Genomic DNA, 19679 nt, shown 5'->3' on the forward strand with positions numbered 1-19679 from the left:
CACCCACGGACGGCGAACACCGACCCGGAGCCCCCATGACCCCCACCTCCCCGTTCCCGCTCGAACCCACCGCCGCCGAAGCCCAGGCTGCCATCGCCGAGGAATTCGCGTTCTTCGGTGACTGGTCCGAGCGCTACCAGTACCTGATCGACCTGGGCCGCAAGCTGCCCGCCTTCCCGGAAGAATGGAAAACCGAAGCGCACCGCCTGCTCGGTTGCCAGTCCATGGTCTGGATCGTGCCGGAGGGCAACGCCGAGGCCCTGCGTTTCCACGCGATCAGTGATTCGGCGATCGTCTCCGGGCTGATCTACCTGGCCCTGCGCGTGTATTCGGGCCGTTCCGCTGCCGAGATCCTGGCCACCGAGCCAAGCTACATCCAGGACATCGGGCTGTCGCGTCACCTCTCGCCGACCCGCAGCAACGGCGTGGCGGCGATGCTGGCCTTCATCCGCGACACCGCGCAAGCGCAGTCGTGACGCTCTCCGCCGATCCGCAGGAGCCCGACAGCGCCCTGCAACTGCTGGCCCGCCCGGGCTTTTCGCTGGTGCTGGCGTATCGCATCTTCGCGATGCTCTCCTACCAGATCGTCGCGGTGACGGTCGGGTGGCATATCTACGAAGTCACCCGCAATCCGTTCTCGCTGGGCCTGATCGGCCTGGCCGAGGTACTGCCATTCTTCTGCGTGGCGCCATTTGCCGGCTACCTGGTCGACCACCTGCCCCGCCGCCGGCTGGGCATGGTCGCCTGCAGCGGGCTGGTGATGACCGCGCTGGTGCTCACCGCGGTGGCCCAGGGTTGGCTGCCGTTCCACGGGGTGTGGCCGATCTACGCGGCGATCGCACTGACCGGCATGGTCCGCGCGTTCCTCTCGCCGATCTACAACGCGCTGTTCGCCCGTGTGCTGGAGCGCACCCAGTACGCGCGCGGCGCGGGCCTGGGCGCGGTGGTGTTCCAGGCGGGCATGGTGGCCGGCCCCGCGCTGGGCGGCGTGCTGGTGGCCTGGGGCGGCAAGGGGGTGGCCTACGGCGTGGCGGTCGGCGTGTCGCTGATCGCGCTGGGCTGCCTGGCGGCGCTGCGTGTCTCCGAGCCGGTGCATACGGGCCCGGCGGCGCCGATCTTCAAGAGCATCGCCGAGGGCGGCCGCTTCGTGCTGGGCAACCGGATCATGGTCGGGGCGATGGCGCTGGACATGTTCTCGGTGCTGCTCGGCGGGGTGGTGGCGATGCTGCCGGCGTTCCTGCACGAGATTCTCCACCACGGCCCGGAAGGCCTGGGCGTGCTGCGCGCGGCGCCGGCGCTGGGCTCGGTGTGCGTGGGCCTGTGGCTGGCGCGTCGCCCGTTGCAGCGCAATGCAGGGCGCGTGCTGTTGTTCGCGGTGGCCGGTTTCGGGCTGTGCGTGATCGGGTTCGGGTTGTCGTCGAATTTCTGGTTGTCGGCGGCGATCCTGCTGTTCTACGGTGCCTTCGATGGTGTCTCGGTGGTCGTGCGTTCGACGATTCTGCAGTTGGCGACGCCGGAGGAGATGCGCGGGCGGGTGTCGTCGATCAATGGCATTTTCATCAGTTCGTCCAATGAGCTGGGCGCGTTCTATGCGGGCACGATGGCGAAGCTGCTGGGGCTGGTCCCGGCGGTGGTGCTGGGGGGCTTTGCGGTGTTGAGCGTGGCCGGCATCACGGCGTGGAAGAATCCGACGCTGCGGCGGTTGAATCTGCGCGATCTGCATTGAGGATTTGGCCAAAAAAAACCCGGCCGAAGCCGGGTTTTTCGTAGAACAGCACAATCAACAGCGCGATCAGTCGCCCTGCTGCTTCTGCAGGTGCTCCCAACGCTCCTGCGCATCGATCGTGCGCTCAGCGGTCAAACGGGCTTCCAGACGATCCAGACCGATCTCTTCGCCGGTATCCACGCAGAAACCGTAGTCACCGTCTTCCAGACGCTTCAGCGTGCTGTTGATCTTGCCGATCAGCTTGCGGTAACGATCACGGGTACGCAGTTCCAGCGAGTTCTCGGTCTCACGGGTGGCGCGCTCGGCCTCATCGCCGATATCACGCACTTCTTCCTGCAGATTCGCGATGGTCTGCTTGGATTCCTCGACCAGATCATTGCGCCAGTGCTGCAGGCGCTGGCGGAAGTACTCCAGCTGCAGCGGGCTCATGTATTCCTCTTCCGCGCTCGGCTTGTAACCGTCGGGCAGGATCGGACGACCGGTGGCTTCGTCAGTCTTGTATTCCACCACCTTCACCTTGGTGCGCGGGGCCGGGGCGGCCGAACGCGCTGCCACGGCAACGGCGACCTTGCCGACCGGGCGGGACACGGGCTTGGGGGCGGACTCGGACTTGGCGGGGGTTTTTGCAGGCGATTTCGAAACGGGCACGGGATTCTTGTTTTGCGGGGCCTTGGAGGCGGGGGTGGCTGCGACCGGCGCCGGCGCGGAGGCCGGAGGGGTGACAGGTTTGGCCGCGCTCTTGGCCGGGACAGACTTGGCCGGGGCCGGCGATGCCGGCTTCGGTGCGGACTTCACTACGGGTGCTGCAACCGGCTTGGCGGCCGGCTTGGATGCCACGGGCTTGCTGGCGGTCTTGCTGGCCTTCACCGGCGTGGCCGGTGCCTGCTTGACCGCGGTCTTCTTCGCCGGTGCCGGCTTGGATGCCGGTTTGGCGGCAGCAGGCGTCACGGTCTTCTTGGCCGCCGTCTTGCTGGCAGCGGTTTTCTTGATGGGCGCCTTGCTTACCGGCTTGCCCGCCGCGCGCTTGGCGGGCGTGGCAACCGGCTTGGCGACCGTCGACTTCTTGGCAACGACCTTCTTGGCGACGGTCTTCCTGGCCACCACCGTCTTGGCAGCAGGCTTCTTGGCGACCGCCTTCTTGACGGCTTTGGCGGGCGACTTGCTGGCCGCCTTCTTGACGGGTGCCGTCCTGGCAGCCGGTTGTTTGGATGCAGGCTTGCCCGCCGGCTTGGCGGCCGGCTTCTTGGCAACGGACTTGGCCGCCAACTTCTTTACAACAGGCTTGGCGGTTTTCTTGGCGGCCTTGACGGCCTTCTTTGCAGTTTTTTTAGCAGCCACGAAACGCTCTTCCTTGGATTCCCCGGGGCCCGGGAAAGCGGGCCTTTATAGCCTACCCGACCAGCAGCAGCAACCACACCGCCTACTCCGTTCAGCCCCGGAGTCGCAAGGCGTGCGACCGGTCCACCTGGCTGGCGGGCCGACGTGCGCAGTTCGGTACCTGACCCGGCGACACCGCCGGGGCGGCCCGTCGCGCGCGTGGGTGCGGACGGGTCCAACGCCCCATCCTGCGACAAATGCGGCCTTCATGCCAACTGGAATAAGATTGGGGGGTGATCTCACGCCTGCTCATCGCCCTGCTGCGCTTCTACAAGCGCTTCATCAGCCCGCTGCTGGGGCCGCGTTGCCGCTTCATGCCCAGCTGTTCTGAATACGCCATGCAAGCCATCGCCACCCATGGCCCCGCGCGCGGCAGCTGGCTGGCCGCGCGCCGGCTGGGCCGCTGCCATCCCTTCCATCCCGGCGGTATCGACGAGGTGCCGCCGCGCGCCGCGCACGACGCCGCCTGCCGCTGCACAGGAAAACACTGAATGTCCTCCACGCTCATCGTCAACGCCCGCCTGGTCAACGAAGGCACCATCACCCAGGGCGACCTGCGCATCGAAGATGGCCGCATCGCGCAGATCGGCCCCGGCCTGGACGCCCGTCCGGGCGAAACCGTGGTCGATGCCGCCGGCCGCTGGCTGCTGCCGGGCATGATCGACGACCAGGTCCATTTCCGTGAGCCCGGCCTGACCCACAAGGGCGACATCGCGACCGAATCGGCCGCGGCCGTCGCCGGGGGCCTGACCAGCTTCATGGACATGCCCAACACCAACCCGCCCACGCTCAATGCCGAGATCCTGCAGGCCAAGTACGATGCCGCCGCCGGCCGTGCGCGCGCCAACTACGGCTTCTACATGGGCGCCAGCAACGACAACCTGGCCCACATCCAGTCGCTGGACCCCAAGACGGCGCCAGGCATCAAGGTCTTCATGGGTGCCTCCACCGGCAACATGCTGGTCGACAACCCGGAAACGCTCGATGCGATCTTCCGCGATGCGCCCACGCCGATCATCACGCACTGCGAAGACACGCCGATGATCGACGCCAAGGCCAAGGAGTACGCCGAGAAGTACGGTGATGCCCTCAGTGCCGAGCAGCACCCGGACATCCGCTCGCGCGAGGCCTGCCTGAAGTCCTCCGAGCTGGCCGTGTCGCTGGCGAAGAAGCATGGCACCCGCCTGCACGTGCTGCACATCTCCACCGCCGATGAGCTGGCCCTGTTCGAACGTGGCCCGCTGATCCGCGCCGATGGCAGCCGCAAGCAGATCACCGCCGAAACCTGCATCCATTTCCTGCGCTTTGACCGCAGCGATTACGCGCGCCTGGGCAACCTGATCAAGTGCAACCCGGCGATCAAGGAAGCCAGCGACCGCGAGGCGCTGACCCGCGCCGTGGCCGATGACGTGATCGACGTGCTCGCCACCGATCATGCGCCGCACACCTGGGAAGAGAAGCAGAAGCCCTACGCACAGGCGCCGTCCGGGCTGCCGCTGGTGCAGTACGCGCTCGTGGCCGCGCTGGAGCTGGTGCACGAAGGCAAGCTGGAGATCACCCAGGTCGTGCAGAAGTTCGCGCATGCCCCGGCGCAGCTGTTCGACGTCAGCCAGCGCGGTTACCTGCGCGAGGGCTACTTCGCCGATCTGGTGCTGGTCGAGGACGTGCCCTTCACCGTCAAGCGTGAAGACGTGCTCTCCAAGTGCGGCTGGTCGCCCTTCGAGGGCACCACCTTCCGCTCGCGCATCGCCTCGACCTGGGTCAACGGGCAGTTGGCATGGGATGGCGAGAAGCTGGTGGGCGCGCCGAATGGCCAGCGCATGAGCTTCGACCGCTGATGCGGGCACGGGTGTTGAGTGCGGCCCTGGCGGCCGCCGGCGTCGCGGCGATGGGCAGTCTGCTGCCCTCGCCCGTCATGGCCCAAGCCGAGGCGCGCGTGGTGTTCCCGGCCAGTGCCTCGCAGGGCGCGATGGTGATCGGCAAGGTGCCGGCCGGCAGCGTCGTGCAGTACGGCGGCCGCACCCTGCGCGTGAGCGGGTACGGCAGCGTGGTGTTCGGCATCGGCCGCGATGAGAAGGGCCCACTGGAGGTGCAGGTGACGCGCCCAGACGGCGGCAGCGAGACGGTCAGCATTGCGGTCACCCCGCGTGACTGGCCGACCGAGCGCGTCAACGGCGTGCCACCGAAAACGGTCAATCCGCCCCCGGCGATCGCCGAGCGGATCAAGCGTGAGCAGGCCCAGGTCACCGCCGCGCGTGCCCGCGATGACAACCGCGCCGACTTCGCGCAGGCCTTCATCTGGCCGGTGCAGGGCCGGATCAGCGGCCGCTTCGGCAATGCGCGCGTCTACAACGGGCAGCCCGGCTCAGGCCATTCGGGCATGGACATCGCGGTGCCGACCGGCACCCCGGTGAAGGCACCGGCGGCGGGGGTGGTCACCTTCGCCGGTCCCGACCTGTATCTGACCGGTGGCACGCTGCTGCTCGATCACGGCTTCGGGATCAGCTCGAACTTCCTGCACCTGTCGCGTATCGATGTGAAGGTCGGCGACCGCGTTGAACAGGGTCAGGTGATTGCCGCCGTGGGCGCGACCGGCCGCGCGACCGGGCCGCATCTGCATTGGGGCATGAACTGGTTCGATACCCGCATCGATCCGCTGCTGGTGCTGGAACGGAAGTAACGTTGTGGTGGGTGCCGATCCTGGTCGGCACGATCGCACAGAGCGTGCGGACCAAGGTCCGCACCCACCAGAAACAGTCAGCCGCGCGCCGCCCACCAGGCCAGCCACAGCGTACGCATCGGCGTGGCCTGGTACTGGCGGTCCTGCGCCCAGGTCTTCTGCCGGGCGCGCGCCAGGGCGGCGTACAGACGGCGCGGGCGCGGGCCTGCAACCCGGGCCGGCCACTTCGCCAGCAGCTGCTGCGCCCACCGGCGTGGCGCGGCGCTGTCGTCCTCGGCCAGCAGCGAACGCGGAATGGCCGCGACGCCACTCTCGTGCAGGCGCTGGGCCAGGGTCTGCACCAGCACCGGGGTGGCGACATCGCCACGCGCCGGCGTCTGGAACATCACCGCTTCCACCGCGGCCACTGCGGCCGCATAGGCCTGCAACGACCGCAGCGCCTGGGCCGGATCAACCGGTACCGCGCGCGCTTCGATCAGGTCCGGCAGGGTGTCTGCCAGCTGCGCCCACGGCGCGCGGACCGGCTCGAGCACCCGGCCCAGCGGATGGCGCGAGCGCTGCACGGACCAGCTGCGCAGCTCCTCACCCCACCACGCCAGCTTGGCGTCGGAGGGCATCGGGTCGCCGGCGGTGTTGAGGATGTCGTCGAACTCCTGCAGCAGCGAGAACCACGCCACCACCAGGGTGCGCTGGCGCTCGGGAACGAAGCGTTCGGCCACCTGCCACTCGGGCCAGCGGGTCCGCCACTTGTCCAGGAAACTGTCCAGGGCGCTGGAAGTACTCACGATGTATTCCTTGAAAGGCTAGAGCGTGCGCGGAAGCGGCCACGCCTTGGCATGTTGCAGGTGTTCGGGCAGTGCGACGAGGGTGTCGGCACCCCACGCCAGCGGATCGTCGGCGTCCAGCCGGTAGCCCCACAACGCGGCGACCGAGGCCATGCCGGCGGCGTTGGCGGCGACGATGTCGCGCTCGTCATCGCCCACATAGACACAGGTGCCCGGGGCGATGCCCATGCGTTCGGCGGCGACCAGCAGCGGCAGCGGATGCGGCTTGCGCTGGGCCAGGGTATCGCCGCCGATCAGCACCTTGCAGCGCTGTTCCCAGCCCAGCTGCGGCACGATCAGCCGGGCCAGGTATTCGGGCTTGTTGGTGACGATGCCCCAGGCACAGCCGGCCGCATCGAGCGCCTCGAGCATGCCGGCGATGCCGTCGAACAACACGGCGTGCTGGCCGATCAGGCCTTCGTAGCGCTCCAGGAACTCCGGCACCAGCGCATCGCGCTCGACCTGCCCCAGCGCGGGGAACGCCACCGAGACCATCGCACGCGAGCCTTTGGAGACCATCGGGCGCAGCGCGTCAAGGGTGATCGGCGCGCGCCCGCGGGCGGCCAGCATCGCATTGGCGGTGGCCAGCATGTCCGGCGCGCTGTCCAGCAGGGTGCCGTCCAGATCGAACAGCACCGCCGGCGGGAAACCGGCCTCAGACACGTGCGGCGTCGTCCGGCTTGACCGCGTGGGCCAGGTAATTGATGTCGGTGCGCGTGCTCAGGCGGGCACGGTTGCGCCACGGCTCATAGGCCATGCCGCTGACATCGCGCAGGTTGAAATCGGCCTCGCGCAGCCACTTGCCCAGCTCGGCCGGCTTGATGAAATCCTGGTAGTGGTGCGTGCCCTTGGGCAGCAACCGCGCCACGTACTCGGCGCCGACAATCGCCACGGCGAACGCGGCCGGGGTGCGGTTGACGGTGGAGAGGAACAGCTGGCCGCCGGGCTTGAGCAGGCGGTGGCAGGCGGCGATGATCGCGCCCGGGTCCGGCACGTGCTCGAGCATTTCCATACAGGTGACCACGTCGAAGCTGCCCGGCTGTTCGGCGGCCAGGTCTTCAGCGGCCTGCACGCGGTAGTCGACGGTGACGCCGGTCTCCAACCCGTGCAGGCGTGCAACCTTGACCAGCTCCGGGGCCAGGTCGATCGCGGTCACGTCCGCGCCTTCCTTGGCCAGCGCTTCGCTGAGCAGGCCGCCACCGCAGCCGATATCGAGCACGCGGGCGCCGCGCAGGGTCACGCGCCGGGCGACGTACTGCAGGCGCACCGGGTTCAGGGCATGCAGCGGCTTCTGCGGGCCGTCGACGTCCCACCAGCGGTTGGCGAGGGCGGCGAACTTGTCCAGTTCGGCCTGATCGAAATTGGTGGACGCATGGGGGGTGTTCATGGGGATCCTTGGTGCATCAAGCACGGATGTGTCGGATACGCTCGCGCCACTGGCGCGCGTTGGCGACGATCGCCGCGGTGTCCATGCCGACCAGTTCGCGCTGGACCAGCTTGGGCTGGCCGGCGATCCAGACATCGCTGACCTGATGGCGGCCGGCGGCATACACAAGCTGCGAGAGCACATGGTGCAGCGGTTGGGTTTCCAGTGCGGACAGGTCCACGCAGATCAGATCGGCCTGCTTGCCGACTTCGATCGAGCCGATGCGGTCACCGAAGCCCAGCGCGCGGGCGCCGCCAAGCGTGGCCGCACGCAGCGTGGTGGCCGCGTCCAGCGCGGTCGCGTCATTGGCGACGGCCTTGGCCAGGATCGCCGCAGTGCGGTTCTCGCTGAACATGTCCAGGTCGTTGTTGCTGGCGCAGCCGTCGGTGCCGATCGCCAGGTTCACGCCGGCGCGCTGCAGGGCGCAGGCCGGGCAGAAGCCGGAGGCCAGCTTGAGGTTGGATTCCGGGCAGTGCACCACGCTCACGCCGCGCTCGGCGCACAGGTGGATTTCGGCCTCGGTCAGCTGGGTCATGTGCACGGCGATCAGGCGGTCGTTGACCAGGCCCAGCCGGTCCAGGCGCGCCAGCGGGCGCTGGCCGTGCAGCTTGAGCGAGTCGCTGATTTCCTGCGCGGTTTCATGCGTGTGCAGGTGGACCTGCATGTCCAGCTGGTCGGACAGCATGCGCACGCGCTCGAAATTGGCGTCGTTGACGGTGTACGGCGCGTGCGGCGCGAACGAGGTGCCGATCAGCGGATCGTTGCGCCACTGGTCGTGCAGTTCGCCGGCCTTGGCGAAGTACTCGTCGTCGGTCTTGGCCCAGGCAGTCGGGAAATCGATGATCACCGCACCGACCAGCGCACGGAACCCGTGCTGCTTGTAGACGGCGGCCTGGACGTCGGAGAAGAAGTAGTTCTCGTTGGCGCAGGTGGTACCGCCGCGCAGCATCTCGGCGATGGCCAGGGTGGTGCCGTCGGCCACGAACTCCGGCCCGATCACCGCCGCTTCCACCGGCCAGATGTGCTGCTGCAGCCAGACCATCAGCGGCAGGTCGTCGGCGACGCCCCGCAGCAGGGTCATGGGATTGTGGGTGTGTGCGTTGACCAGACCCGGCATCAGCGCCGCCTCCGGGCGCGAGACGGTCTGCTTCGGCGCAAAGCGCTCGCGTGCTTCGGCACGCGGCAGGATCGCGATGATCTCGCTGCCACGCACGGCCACGGCATGGTCTTCCAGCACCACCGCATGCGGTTCGATCGGGACCACGTAACCGGCTTCGATCAGCAGATCACAGGTTTCGGGAATGCGGGCGGTGTCGGTCATGCGGACTCACTTTGCTGGAGAAACAGGTCAGCCTGCGGCAGGGCCTACCTCGAGCCTTCAGAAGACCGGCCCCTACTGGACGGCTACCGCGATGCTTCTGGAGGACTGGCCCCTGAGTCAGGGGCGGCCGCGAAGCGGCGGGGTATGGGTGCTGGTGAGTCGGGGCCCACGATCCGCAGCGCGGATCGTGGGAGCGCCAGCGCGAATGCGCTGCCGCGTACCCGGATTACTTGCCTGCGCGTGCGGAGTATTCGCCCGAACGGGTGTCGACCTTGATGATTTCATCCTGGTTGACGAACAGCGGCACGCGGACCACCGCGCCGGTTTCCAGGGTGGCCGGCTTGCCGCCGCCGCCCGAGGTGTCGCCACGGACGCCCGGATCGGTCTCGGTGATCTTCAGCTCGACGAAGTTCGGCGGCTGGACGAAGATCGGCTCGCCGTTCCACAGGGTGACGATGCAGGACTCTTCGCCCTTCAGCCACTTCTCCGCGCCGCCCATGCCGGCCTTGGTGGCCTGGACCTGCTCGAAGGATTCCGGGTCCATGAAGTGCCAGAACTCGCCGTCGCTGTACATGAAGTCCATGTTGGTATCCACGACGTCGGCCTTCTCCACGTCATCGGTCGCCTTCATGGTCATTTCCACCACGCGGCCGGACTTGATGAAGCGGTACTTCATGCGGGTGAAGGCCTGGCCCTTGCCCGGCTTGACGTATTCGGTCTCGGTGATGACCGCTGGTTCATTGTTGACCAGGATCTTCATCCCGTTCTTGACGTCGTTCATGCCAACAGTGGCCATGCTGAAACTCCTGAATGGGCAAACGCCGCGCAGGCGCGGCGAGCCGGATAGAATGGGAAATCCCACCGACACCGGTGGGGTGACTCGATATTTCTGACCCACATGATAACCGCAGGCCCCCATTCCATGCAGCTTTCCGCCACGCCCCTGGCCGCCCCCGTCCGCTGGCAGCAACGGTGGCGCGAGGCGATCCGCGACCCGCGCGAGCTGCTCCGGCAGCTGGGGCTGGATCCGGTGGCGCTGGGGGTCTCGGATGAGGCGGCCGGCCAGTTCGCGGTGCGCGTACCGCAGGGCTTCGCGGCCCGGATGCGCCACGGCGACCGCCATGACCCCCTGCTGCGCCAGGTCCTGCCGATCACCGACGAGCTGAAGGTCGTGCCCGGCTTCAGCCTGGATGCGGTCGGCGACGGTGCGGCCAAAAAGGCCACCGGGGTCATCCAGAAGTACCGCGGCCGTGCCCTGCTGGTCACCACCGGCAGCTGTGCGATCAATTGCCGCTACTGCTTCCGCCGCCATTTCGACTACGGCACCGAAAACGCCGCCCGCGAGGGCTGGCGTGATGCGGTGGATGCGATCGCCCAGGACCCGGACATCGATGAGGTCATCCTGTCCGGGGGCGATCCGCTGTCGCTGGCCACGCACAAGCTGGTCGAGCTGACCGCGGCGCTGAAGCAGATTCCGCACCTGCGCCGGCTGCGCATCCACAGCCGCCTGCCGGTGGTCCTGCCCGAACGCGTGGATGACGAACTGGTGCAGTGGATCGCCTCGCTGCCGTGGCCGGTAGCGTTCGTGATCCATGCCAACCATGCCAACGAGTTCGATGCGTCGGTGGATGCCGCGATGGCGCGCCTGCGCGCGGCCGGTGCCACCCTGCTCAACCAGGCGGTGCTGTTGCGCGGGGTAAACGATTCGATCCAGGCGCTTCAGGCACTGAGCGAGCGCAGCTTCGCCGCCGGCGTGCTGCCCTATTACCTGTACCAGGTGGACCGGGTCGAGGGCGTGGCCCATTTCGAAGTAGCCGACGACACCGCCAAGGACCTGCATGCGCAGCTCACTGCGCGCCTGTCCGGCTACCTGGTGCCCAAGCTGGTCCGCGAGATCTCCGGCGACAGCAGCAAGCGCCCGGTCTGATCAGCTGCCCGATTCGAGCAGCTGCACCACATCGGTCGCGCTGACCGGATGGCTGAGCCAGTAACCCTGGGCCAGGTCGCAACCGCGCTGGGCCAGCAGGTCGAACTGCACTTCCTGCTCGATGCCCTCGGCCACCACGGTGATCCCCAGGGCATGGGCCATGGCGATGATGGCCGTGGTCAGGGCCAGGTCGTCCGCATCGCGCTGCATGTCGGCCACGAAACTCTTGTCGATCTTGACCCCGTCCACCGGCACCTGGCGCAGATGGCTCAGGCCGGAGAAACCGGTCCCGAAATCGTCCAGCCACACCTTCACACCGGTCCGGTGCAGCTTGTCGAGCAGGGCGGCGGCCAGCATTTCATCGCCGATCACCGCCGTTTCGGTCAGCTCCAGGTGCAGCCGCGAGGCCGGCAGGCCGGTGTCGCGCAGGCAGTCGGCGACCAGCGTGGGCAGTTCGCCGCCGCGCAACTGCCGCGGGGAGACGTTGACCGAAACGAACAGCCCTTCCCCATCGCCCCCGACCGGCCACTGCACCGCCTCGGTGCAGGCCGCGCGCAGCACCTTGGGGCCGATCACTTCGATCAGCCCGCTCTGCTCGGCCACTTCGATGAAGACCGACGGCGGGATCGTGCCCAAGGTCGGGTGCTGCCAGCGCAGCAGCACTTCCACGCCGACCATGCGGCGGTCGCGGGTGCGGAAGATCGGCTGGTAGGCCAGCCGCAGCTCGCCCCGTTCCCAGGCACCGCGCAGCTCCTGCTCCATGTGCACGCGGCGCTCGACCGCATGGTCCATTGCCCGGCTGTAGTAGCGGTAGCAGTTCTTGCCGGCCATCTTGGCCTGGTACATCGCGATGTCGCCGTTCTTGAGCAGCGTGGTGGCGTCGGCAGCGTCATCGGGGAACAGGGTCACGCCGATCGAGGAGCCCAGGAACAGCTCCCGGCCCTGCACCACCAGCGGCTTGCCCAGTTCGCGCACCAGGATCTCGGCCAGTTCGCGGGCGCCGGCGGCGACATCGCCCTCCCCGATCAGGATGACGAATTCATCGCCGCCAAAGCGCGCCAACAGCGCCTCGTCCCCACCGGCCTGGGCCACCGCCGCGCTGATGCGCTGGGCGAACTGCAGCAGCGCCTCGTCGCCGGCCTCGTGGCCGAGCGTGTCGTTGACGCGCTTGAAGTCGTCCATGTCCGCGAACAGCAGGCCCAGCCGGTGGCCGGAGGCCCGCGCGGCCATCAGCCGGTGGTCCAGCGCCTCGCGGAATGCCAGCCGGTTGGTCAGCCCGGTCAGGGCATCGGTATAGGCCATGTGCCGCACTTCGCGGTCGTGCCGGGCGATCGCCTGGCTCATCCGACCGAATGCACGCATCAGCTCACCGACTTCATCCTGGCGCCGGATCTCCGGCATCTGCAGGGTGTAGTCACCGGCCTCGATCTGGCGCGCCGCCCCGGCCAGCCAGCGGATCGGCGTCACCAGGGTGCGCTGCACGTAGATGATCACCACCGCACCAATCCCGACCAGCAGCCCGAGCATCAGCAGCAGCCAGCCCAGGTGGCGCTTGCCGACTTGCTGCAGGCGGTCGCCCAGGGTCTGGTTGGCCTGCTGCTCCATGGCCTGCACATCGTCCAGCGCCATGCCCACGCGCACCCCGCCGATCCGCTGGTTGCCGATCATGATCGGCATCGCGTTGTCGAGCACCTTGGGCGACTGCTGGACCACCAGCTCGCGCGCGCCGGCGGCACCGGCGGCGAGCGGGTCGGTCATCGGCTGGCCGAACTCCAGCACGTCCACCGTGCCGTCGTGGATCAGCCGGCCGTTCTCGTCGAACACCAGCACATAGCGCACCACCTGCTGCCGGGAGGTGTTGCGCACCAGCGCCCCGACCTGCTCCAGGTCGTTGTAGTACAGCGGGTTGGCCAGCGCATCGGACAACTCGCGGGCCAGTGCTTCACCACGGCTGCGCACACTGCGGTCGAACAGGTCATGGATGACCGTGCCGCTGAGATGCTGCACCTCGTCCTGCATCGTCGCCTGGCGCCCCAGCACCACGGCCACGATCGCCACCACGACCAGCATCGCGCCGCCCATCGCCAGCACGAAGCGGGCCTGCATTCCCGAACCCAAGCGACTCATTCCACTTCCATCCGCACGCGCATCAAGCCTTGTTTCAATTCATCCAGCCGGTGCTGCATCTGCGCATCCACCCGGTGGAACCCGGAAGTACCAAAAAATGTCTTCAATGCCGGCTGCGCCTGGGGATCGGATGCGGCATCCAGCAGCACCTGCTGCAGCCGGTCGCGCACCTTCGGATCCAGCCCTTCGCGCACCATCTCCACCGCACGCGGATACGGTTCGGTGCGATGGATGACCCGGAAATCACGCAGGAAGTTGGCCGGAATGCGCTTGCCATCAGACCAGTCCACGCTGCTCACCGCACCGGCATCCACCAGGCCCTTGTGCACGAAGGTGGCGATGTTCGCTTCCGAGCGTGCGAAGACGTAACCGACGGTGTCCGGGGCGGCGACATCGCCCAGCGAGGAGAGAATCTCCGGTGTCTCGCCGTGCTGCAACAGGGTCATCACCGGCACCAGATAGGCGCTGGTGGAGGCCGTGTTCTGCAGGGCCAGGGTGTGCCCGCGTAGTGCTTCCAGCGTCTGGATGGGGCTGTCGCGGCGCACGAAGAACACGGTGCGGTACTCGCGCACGCCGCTGCGTTCGGTCAGCAGCAAGGGCCTGGCACCGCTGCGCAGCCCCAATGCGACGGCGGTGCCGGAGGTCTCGGTCACCCAGTCCACGCGGCCGCGGCGCAGGTAGCTGCCCATCTGCTGGGTATCGCGCGCCATCAGGATCCGGCCTTCGGTGATGCCGACGTCGTGCAGGCGCGGAATCACGTAATCGAGCAGGGGCTGCAGCTGCGCATAGTGTGACCTGGGGTCGTCGCTGATCCGCCCCAGCACCAGGACATGGGCGGGTCCGGCAAACGCCGGACCGGTCATCGCGGCGATGGCCAGACACAGCAGCACGCTCTGCAGCAGCCTTCGCAGTCCCGACAAGCCCATCACTCCCCCCAAGGAATCGAGACAGACTACCCGAAAAAATGAGAACTGCGTCAGCTTACAGAGGCTTGTTGGTCGCCAATCGCGCCATGCGCTGTGCGTCGGACAGGATGCCGCGCAGCAGGCGCACTTCCTGTTCACTCAGCTCGGTGCGCAGGAACAGGCGGCGCAGCTTGCGCATCGCCGATTCAGGCGCACGGCCCTTGTGGAAGTCGATCTCATCCAGGGTGTCGCCAAGCTGGCCGAACAGGCCTTCGACCTGCGCATGGCTGGCCGGGGCTTCGCCGAAGCCGGGCTCGGCCGGCGCGGCGACCGGCGCATCGGCTGCGCCCAGGATCGCCATGCGCACTTCGTAGGCCAGGACCTGGACGGCGGCCGCCAGGTTCAAGGAGCTGAACTCGGGGTTGGACGGGATATGCACGGCGGCATGGCACAGCTGCAGCTCTTCGTTGGTCAGGCCGGTGCGCTCGCGGCCGAACACGAAGGCCACTTCGGCCGGTTCGGCGGCCTTGGCCAGCACGCGCTGGGCGGCCACGGCCGGCAGCAGTTCTTCCAGCTGGACCCGGCGCGAGCGGGCGGTACAGCCCAGCACGAAGCGGCAGTCGGCCACGGCCTCGGCCAGGGTCGCCACCACCGGGGCATCGCCCAGGACATCCTCGGCCCCGGCCGAGCGGCGGAAGGCCTCTTCATCCAGCGGTTTCTCGGGCGCGACCAGGACCAGGCGGCCCAGCCCCATGGTTTTCATGGCCCGTGCGGCCGCCCCCATGTTTCCGGGGTGCTGGGTGCCGACCAGGACGAAGCGGATGCGGGCGGGAGCGGTTTCTACGGACATGAACGGGCCAAATGCGAGCAGGACAGCGACAAATGGTAAACTGTGCGACCGGCCTCTGCGCCGGGACCGCTCTTTTCCCCCGCCAAACCCCTACTCTGCCTTTACGGGAGCTTTTCGCCATGCAGAAACCCGCCGTCACCGTCATGGTCAAGGCCGCCCGCCTCGCCGGCAACGTCCTGTTGCGCAACATCAACAAGCTCGAGGCGTTGAACGTCGTGCAGAAGGGCCGCATGGACTATGCCAGTGAAGTCGATGCAGATGCGGAAAAGGTCATCGTCAAGGAACTCAAGCGCGCCTATCCCGAGTACGGGATCATGGGTGAGGAAGGTGGCGTGCAGTCGGTCAACCGTTACATGTGGGTCATCGATCCGCTGGACGGCACCAGCAACTACCTGCGCGGCTTCCCGCATTACTGCGTCTCCATCGCCCTGGTCGAGAACGGTGAGCCGATCGACGCGGTGATCTTCGATCCCCTCCGCAATGAGCTGTTCACCGCCAGCCGGGGTGCCGGCGCGGTGTTCAATGACCGCCGTATCCGCATTGCCGAACGCAAGGATCTGGGCGGCGCGATGATCCATACCGGTTTTGCGCCGCGTGAGCGCCAGCGCACGAGTGCACAGCTGAAGGCCGTCGATGCGCTGCTGGTGCAGGCAGAAGATGTGCGCCGCACCGGTTCGGCGGCGCTGGATCTGGCCTATGTCGCCTGTGGCCGTGCCGATGCGTATTTCGAGGCCGGCGTGAAGGCCTGGGATATCGCCGCCGGTGTGCTGCTGGTCCGCGAAGCCGGTGGCCGCGTATGCGACTTCAAGGGCGCCACGCCGGCCCGCATGGACAGCCGTGGTCCGGAAACCCAGCAGATCGTTGCCGGCAATGTGAAGATCAGCGATGCGCTGCAGAAGGTGCTGGTCAATACGGGCTACGCGGCGGAGTTCGACGCGAAGTTCTGATCGGGCTGGATGTGATCTGCATGACGACGGCGCCTTCGGGCGCCGTTGTTGTGTGTGGGAACAAAAACGCCCGGCGAAAGCCGGGCGTTCTGGTCAGCGCATCGCGGTGCGGATCACACCACGGTGTTGTTGGCAGCGCGCAGGGCGGCGATGCGCTCGTCCAGCGGGGGGTGGCTCATGAACAGCTTCCTGGCGGCGCCGCCAGCGATGCCGAAGGCGGCGATCTGGGTCGGCAGGGTGCTCTGGCCGTGGTTGACCTTGAGGCGCTCCAGGGCGGCGATCATCTTCTGGCGGCCGGCCAGGTGCGCGCCACCGGCGTCGGCGCGGAACTCGCGGTGACGGGAGAACCACATGGAGATCATGGTGGCGAACAGGCCGAACACCATTTCCAGGACGAACACGATGATGTAGTAGGCGAAGCCGCGGCCGCCGCCTTCGCGGTTGCCGGACAGGGCGCTGTCGATGAAGCCACCGACGATGCGGGCCAGGACGATCACGAAGGTATTGAGCACGCCCTGCAGCAAGGCCATGGTGACCATGTCGCCGTTGGCGACGTGGGCGATTTCATGGCCGAGCACGGCTTCGGCTTCGTCTTCGCTCATGTTGTGCAGCAGGCCGGTGGAAACCGCGACCAGCGCCTTGTTGCGGTTGGCGCCGGTGGCGAAGGCGTTGATTTCCGGACCGTCGTAAACGGCCACTTCGGGCATGCCGATGCCGGCTTCACGGGCCTGGCGCTCGACCGTGGCCAGCAGCCAGCGTTCGGTCTGGTTGCGCGGCTCGGTGATCACCACCGCGCCGGTGGAGCGCTTGGCCATGAACTTGGAGAGCAGCAGGGAAATGAACGAGCCACCGAAGCCGAAGATCGCTGCAAAGATCAGCAGGCCGCTCATCTGGTTGGGATTGACGCCCGCCACCGACATCACGATGCCGGCCAGGATCAGCACCGCAAAGTTGGTCAGAAGGAAGAGAGCAATGCGACTGAACATGGGAAAAGGACGCTCGTTGGAGGTTGATGACTGCAAATCTGCGGGGACTTCAGCTTGAATTCAAGTCGCAAACTGACCGACGATTCATAGTCCATGTCCGATTCCTCCTATTGCGGGCGCTTCGCGCCCTCGCCCACCGGCCCGCTGCACCCCGGCTCGTTGCTGGCGGCGCTGGGCAGCTGGCTGCTCGCGCGCCATGCCGGCGGCCGCTGGCTGGTGCGGGTGGAGGATGTCGATCCTCCTCGAACGGTGCCCGGCGCGGTGAACGGCCAACTGGCCGTGCTGGCAGCCTTGGGGCTGTGCAGTGACGGGCCGATCGTCCACCAGAGCCAGCGCAGCGCGCTGTACCAGGCGGCGCTGGACCGGCTGCTGCGCGAGGGCAAGGCGTTCGCCTGCCATTGCAGCCGCAGCGAGCTGGCCGCGCAGGGCGGCATCCATCACCACTGCGTGGCCCGCGCCGCGCGTGCGCAACCGGCGGTGAGGCTGCGGGTACCGCCGGGCAGCGTGGTGGGGTTCGAGGACGGCCTGCAGGGCCGGATCGTGCAGGACGTGCACGCCGAGGTCGGCGACTTCGTGCTGCGCCGGGCCGACGGATACTGGGCGTATCAGCTGGCGGTGGTGGTCGACGATGGCGCGCAGCACGTGACCGACGTGGTCCGGGGCGCGGACCTGCTCGATTCCACTCCACGCCAGATCCTGTTGCAGCAGGCGCTGGGATTGCCGACCCCGCGCTACCTGCATCTGCCGCTGCTGCTGGGTCCCGATGGGCGCAAGCTCTCCAAGTCCGAGGCCGCTCTGCCGATCGACCCTGCCGACCCGCTGCCGGCCCTGCGCCGGGCCTGGGCGCAGCTCGGCCAGGACCCGGCGATCGGCGCGGGTGTCGAGGACGTTTCCGGTTGGCTGCACCAGGCGGCGGCCTGCTTCGATCCGGTGCGATTGCCACCGGCCGACATCCCCATGCGGCAAGCGGCTGACGGGGCTGCCCCTTTTGCCCGCTGATGTTGCAGAATCCTGTTCCCCCTTGTTGGCCCTGCCTTTCGGAGTAGCTGCTCATGACATCTCGCGTCGCACTGGTCACCGGTGGTACCGGCGGTATCGGTACTGCCATCTGCCAACGCCTGGCCGACCAGGGCCATCGGGTCGCCACCAACTACCGTGACGAAGCCAAGGCCAAGGCCTGGCGCGAGAAGATGCTGGCCCGCGGCTGCGATGTGGCGATCTTTCCGGGCGATGTATCCGAGCCGGACACGGCCGAAAGCATGGTGCAGGCCGTCGAAGCGGCGCTGGGCCCGGTCGAGATCCTGATCAACAACGCCGGCATCACCCGCGACACCACGTTCCATCGCATGCGTGCGGACCAGTGGCACGACGTCATCAACACCAACCTCAACTCGGTGTTCAACGTCACCCGCCCGGTGATCGAGGGGATGCGCCGCCGCGGCTGGGGCCGGGTCATCCAGATCAGCTCGATCAACGGCCTGAAGGGCCAGTACGGCCAGGCCAACTACGCGGCGGCCAAGGCCGGCATGCACGGTTTCACCATTTCCCTGGCCCGTGAGAACGCGGGTTTCGGGATCACCGTGAACACCATCTCTCCGGGCTACGTGGCAACGGACATGGTGATGGCCGTGCCGGACGAAGTGCGCGCCAAGATCATCGCCGACATTCCCACCGGCCGCCTCGGCAAGCCGGAGGAAATCGCTTACGCGGTGGCGTTCCTGGTCAACGAGGAGGCCTCCTGGATCACCGGCTCCAACCTGGACATCAACGGTGGCCACCACATGGGGTGGTAAGGGCGGCGATGCGCCGAGGGCGCGCGGACCGGGCGGGATGTGCGGGCCAACGGCGGGCGAAGGGCCAAATTGCTGCACCCTATGCTGCGCAACATAAATGCGGGCCCTTGCTACTTATGGCGGTTGCATAGGCTGCTGCACTGCGCCATGCTGCGCGCCTACTGTGATGAGTGACTGCTTCATGGCTGCGACCCGCATTATCAAGAAGTATCCGAACCGCCGGCTCTACGACACGGAAATCTCCAGCTACATCACCATAGAGGATGTGCGCCAGCTGATCCTGGATGGTGAGGACTTCGAGGTGCGCGATGCCAAGAGCGGTGATGACCTGACCCGCTCGGTGCTGCTGCAGATCATCGCCGACCAGGAACAGGACGGCGAACCGATGCTGTCCACCCAGCTGCTCAGCCAGCTGATCCGCTTCTATGGCGATTCGCTGCAGGGCTTCATGGGCAATTACCTGGAGCGCAGCATGCAGGTCTTCCTGGACCAGCAGCAGCAGTTCCGCCAGCAGATGGGCAATCTGCTGGGCCAGACCCCGTGGGCGATGATGAACCAGCTGACCGAGCGCAACATGGAGATGTGGCAGGACTTCCAGCGCAACATGGGCACCGGCTTCGGCGGCCGCCCGGGCGGCACCGGAACCGGTACCGGTACCGGCACGGGAACCGGCAAGAAGCCGGAAACCCCGGCGCCGGGCGCAGGCAAGACCCGCCGCTGAGACCGGTTCCGCTGCAGAAAAGAAAAAGGCGCAGCCTCCGGGCCGCGCCTTTTCTCGTTCCGGGGCCAG

The 19679-nt window shown here is 67.4% G+C and carries 19 protein-coding genes and 1 pseudogene; 10 read left to right on the forward strand and 10 right to left on the reverse strand.

Annotated elements, in window-relative coordinates; all coding sequences use genetic code 11:
* Positions 1-35 precede the first annotated feature (35 nt).
* Positions 36-476, forward strand: coding sequence for a SufE family protein (locus OC373_RS02935; protein WP_019182830.1), 441 nt, complete (start codon positions 36-38; stop codon positions 474-476).
* Complete coding sequence (locus OC373_RS02940; protein ID WP_046273203.1) at positions 473-1726, forward strand: MFS transporter; 1254 nt, start codon at positions 473-475, stop codon at positions 1724-1726. Before OC373_RS02935 ends, OC373_RS02940 begins: the two co-directional genes overlap by 4 nt.
* 66 nt (positions 1727-1792) lie before the next feature.
* On the opposite strand, the gene dksA is transcribed toward OC373_RS02940, so the two are convergent.
* Positions 1793-3064: an RNA polymerase-binding protein DksA gene (gene dksA / locus OC373_RS02945; RefSeq protein ID WP_261997016.1), complete on the reverse strand. Its 1272-nt coding sequence runs from the start codon at positions 3062-3064 to the stop codon at positions 1793-1795.
* Between the two features lie 272 nt (positions 3065-3336).
* Between dksA and yidD the strand changes: the two genes are divergently transcribed.
* From yidD to OC373_RS02960, 3 genes are read left to right on the forward strand one after another with little or no spacing between them, the layout of a single operon-like run.
* Complete coding sequence (gene yidD / locus OC373_RS02950; protein ID WP_019182827.1) at positions 3337-3594, forward strand: membrane protein insertion efficiency factor YidD; 258 nt, start codon at positions 3337-3339, stop codon at positions 3592-3594.
* Positions 3595-4941, forward strand: coding sequence for a dihydroorotase (locus OC373_RS02955; protein ID WP_261997017.1), 1347 nt, complete (start codon positions 3595-3597; stop codon positions 4939-4941).
* On the forward strand, positions 4941-5783 hold the full coding sequence (locus tag OC373_RS02960; protein ID WP_261997018.1) for a M23 family metallopeptidase: 843 nt from the start codon (positions 4941-4943) through the stop codon (positions 5781-5783). The genes OC373_RS02955 and OC373_RS02960 overlap by 1 nt, the downstream gene beginning before the upstream one ends.
* A gap of 77 nt (positions 5784-5860) precedes the next feature.
* Here the strand turns inward: OC373_RS02960 and OC373_RS02965 are convergent, their stop codons facing one another.
* From OC373_RS02965 to efp, 5 genes are all read right to left on the reverse strand, one after another.
* Positions 5861-6568 (reverse strand): squalene/phytoene synthase family protein, encoded by a 708-nt coding sequence (locus OC373_RS02965; protein WP_261997019.1) that lies wholly within the window; start codon positions 6566-6568, stop codon positions 5861-5863.
* A gap of 18 nt (positions 6569-6586) precedes the next feature.
* Positions 6587-7270, reverse strand: a complete 684-nt coding sequence (locus OC373_RS02970) for a phosphoglycolate phosphatase (RefSeq protein ID WP_261997020.1) — start codon at positions 7268-7270, stop codon at positions 6587-6589.
* The gene (gene ubiG, locus OC373_RS02975; RefSeq protein WP_019182822.1) at positions 7263-7994 is read right to left on the reverse strand and encodes a bifunctional 2-polyprenyl-6-hydroxyphenol methylase/3-demethylubiquinol 3-O-methyltransferase UbiG; all 732 of its coding nucleotides are present in this window, start codon (positions 7992-7994) and stop codon (positions 7263-7265) included. Before ubiG ends, OC373_RS02970 begins: the two co-directional genes overlap by 8 nt.
* A gap of 16 nt (positions 7995-8010) precedes the next feature.
* A complete protein-coding gene (locus OC373_RS02980) occupies positions 8011-9354 on the reverse strand; it encodes a TRZ/ATZ family hydrolase (RefSeq protein ID WP_261997021.1) in 1344 nt (447 codons plus the stop codon).
* A 226-nt stretch (positions 9355-9580) separates the two neighbouring features.
* Positions 9581-10150 carry an elongation factor P gene (gene efp, locus OC373_RS02985; RefSeq protein WP_019182820.1) on the reverse strand — a complete coding sequence of 190 codons (570 nt, stop codon included), beginning with the start codon at positions 10148-10150 and terminating at the stop codon, positions 9581-9583.
* A 126-nt stretch (positions 10151-10276) separates the two neighbouring features.
* Here efp and epmB point away from each other — a divergent pair, with 126 nt between their 5' ends.
* Positions 10277-11281 (forward strand): EF-P beta-lysylation protein EpmB, encoded by a 1005-nt coding sequence (epmB, locus tag OC373_RS02990; protein ID WP_019182819.1) that lies wholly within the window; start codon positions 10277-10279, stop codon positions 11279-11281.
* Here epmB and OC373_RS02995 read toward each other — a convergent pair whose 3' ends face one another.
* From OC373_RS02995 to OC373_RS03005, 3 genes are read right to left on the reverse strand one after another with little or no spacing between them, the layout of a single operon-like run.
* Complete coding sequence (locus OC373_RS02995; RefSeq protein WP_070425552.1) at positions 11282-13408, reverse strand: EAL domain-containing protein; 2127 nt, start codon at positions 13406-13408, stop codon at positions 11282-11284.
* Positions 13405-14337, reverse strand: coding sequence for a phosphate/phosphite/phosphonate ABC transporter substrate-binding protein (locus OC373_RS03000; protein WP_261997022.1), 933 nt, complete (start codon positions 14335-14337; stop codon positions 13405-13407). Before OC373_RS03000 ends, OC373_RS02995 begins: the two co-directional genes overlap by 4 nt.
* 52 nt (positions 14338-14389) lie before the next feature.
* Positions 14390-15163: an RNA methyltransferase gene (locus tag OC373_RS03005; RefSeq protein ID WP_019182816.1), complete on the reverse strand. Its 774-nt coding sequence runs from the start codon at positions 15161-15163 to the stop codon at positions 14390-14392.
* Positions 15164-15282: 119 nt separating this feature from the next.
* Here OC373_RS03005 and OC373_RS03010 point away from each other — a divergent pair, with 119 nt between their 5' ends.
* Positions 15283-16110 (forward strand): inositol monophosphatase family protein, encoded by an 828-nt coding sequence (locus OC373_RS03010; RefSeq protein WP_019182815.1) that lies wholly within the window; start codon positions 15283-15285, stop codon positions 16108-16110.
* Between the two features lie 113 nt (positions 16111-16223).
* On the opposite strand, the gene htpX is transcribed toward OC373_RS03010, so the two are convergent.
* Positions 16224-17096, reverse strand: coding sequence for a protease HtpX (gene htpX / locus OC373_RS03015; protein ID WP_019182814.1), 873 nt, complete (start codon positions 17094-17096; stop codon positions 16224-16226).
* A 93-nt stretch (positions 17097-17189) separates the two neighbouring features.
* Between htpX and gluQRS the strand changes: the two are divergent.
* The 3 genes and pseudogenes from gluQRS to phaR form a co-directional block, all read left to right on the forward strand.
* Positions 17190-18092 (forward strand): annotated as a pseudogene (gene gluQRS / locus OC373_RS03020) (tRNA glutamyl-Q(34) synthetase GluQRS); the annotation flags it as partial.
* Between the two features lie 56 nt (positions 18093-18148).
* Positions 18149-18889 carry an acetoacetyl-CoA reductase gene (gene phbB / locus OC373_RS03025; protein ID WP_019182812.1) on the forward strand — a complete coding sequence of 247 codons (741 nt, stop codon included), beginning with the start codon at positions 18149-18151 and terminating at the stop codon, positions 18887-18889.
* A gap of 181 nt (positions 18890-19070) precedes the next feature.
* Entirely contained in the window at positions 19071-19610 is a 540-nt protein-coding gene (gene phaR, locus OC373_RS03030) for a polyhydroxyalkanoate synthesis repressor PhaR (RefSeq protein ID WP_019182811.1), read from the forward strand.
* Positions 19611-19679 lie beyond the last annotated feature (69 nt).

Source organism: Stenotrophomonas sp. Ste96 (genome assembly GCF_024519495.1).
Classification (GTDB): Bacteria; Pseudomonadota; Gammaproteobacteria; order Xanthomonadales; family Xanthomonadaceae; genus Stenotrophomonas; species Stenotrophomonas bentonitica_A.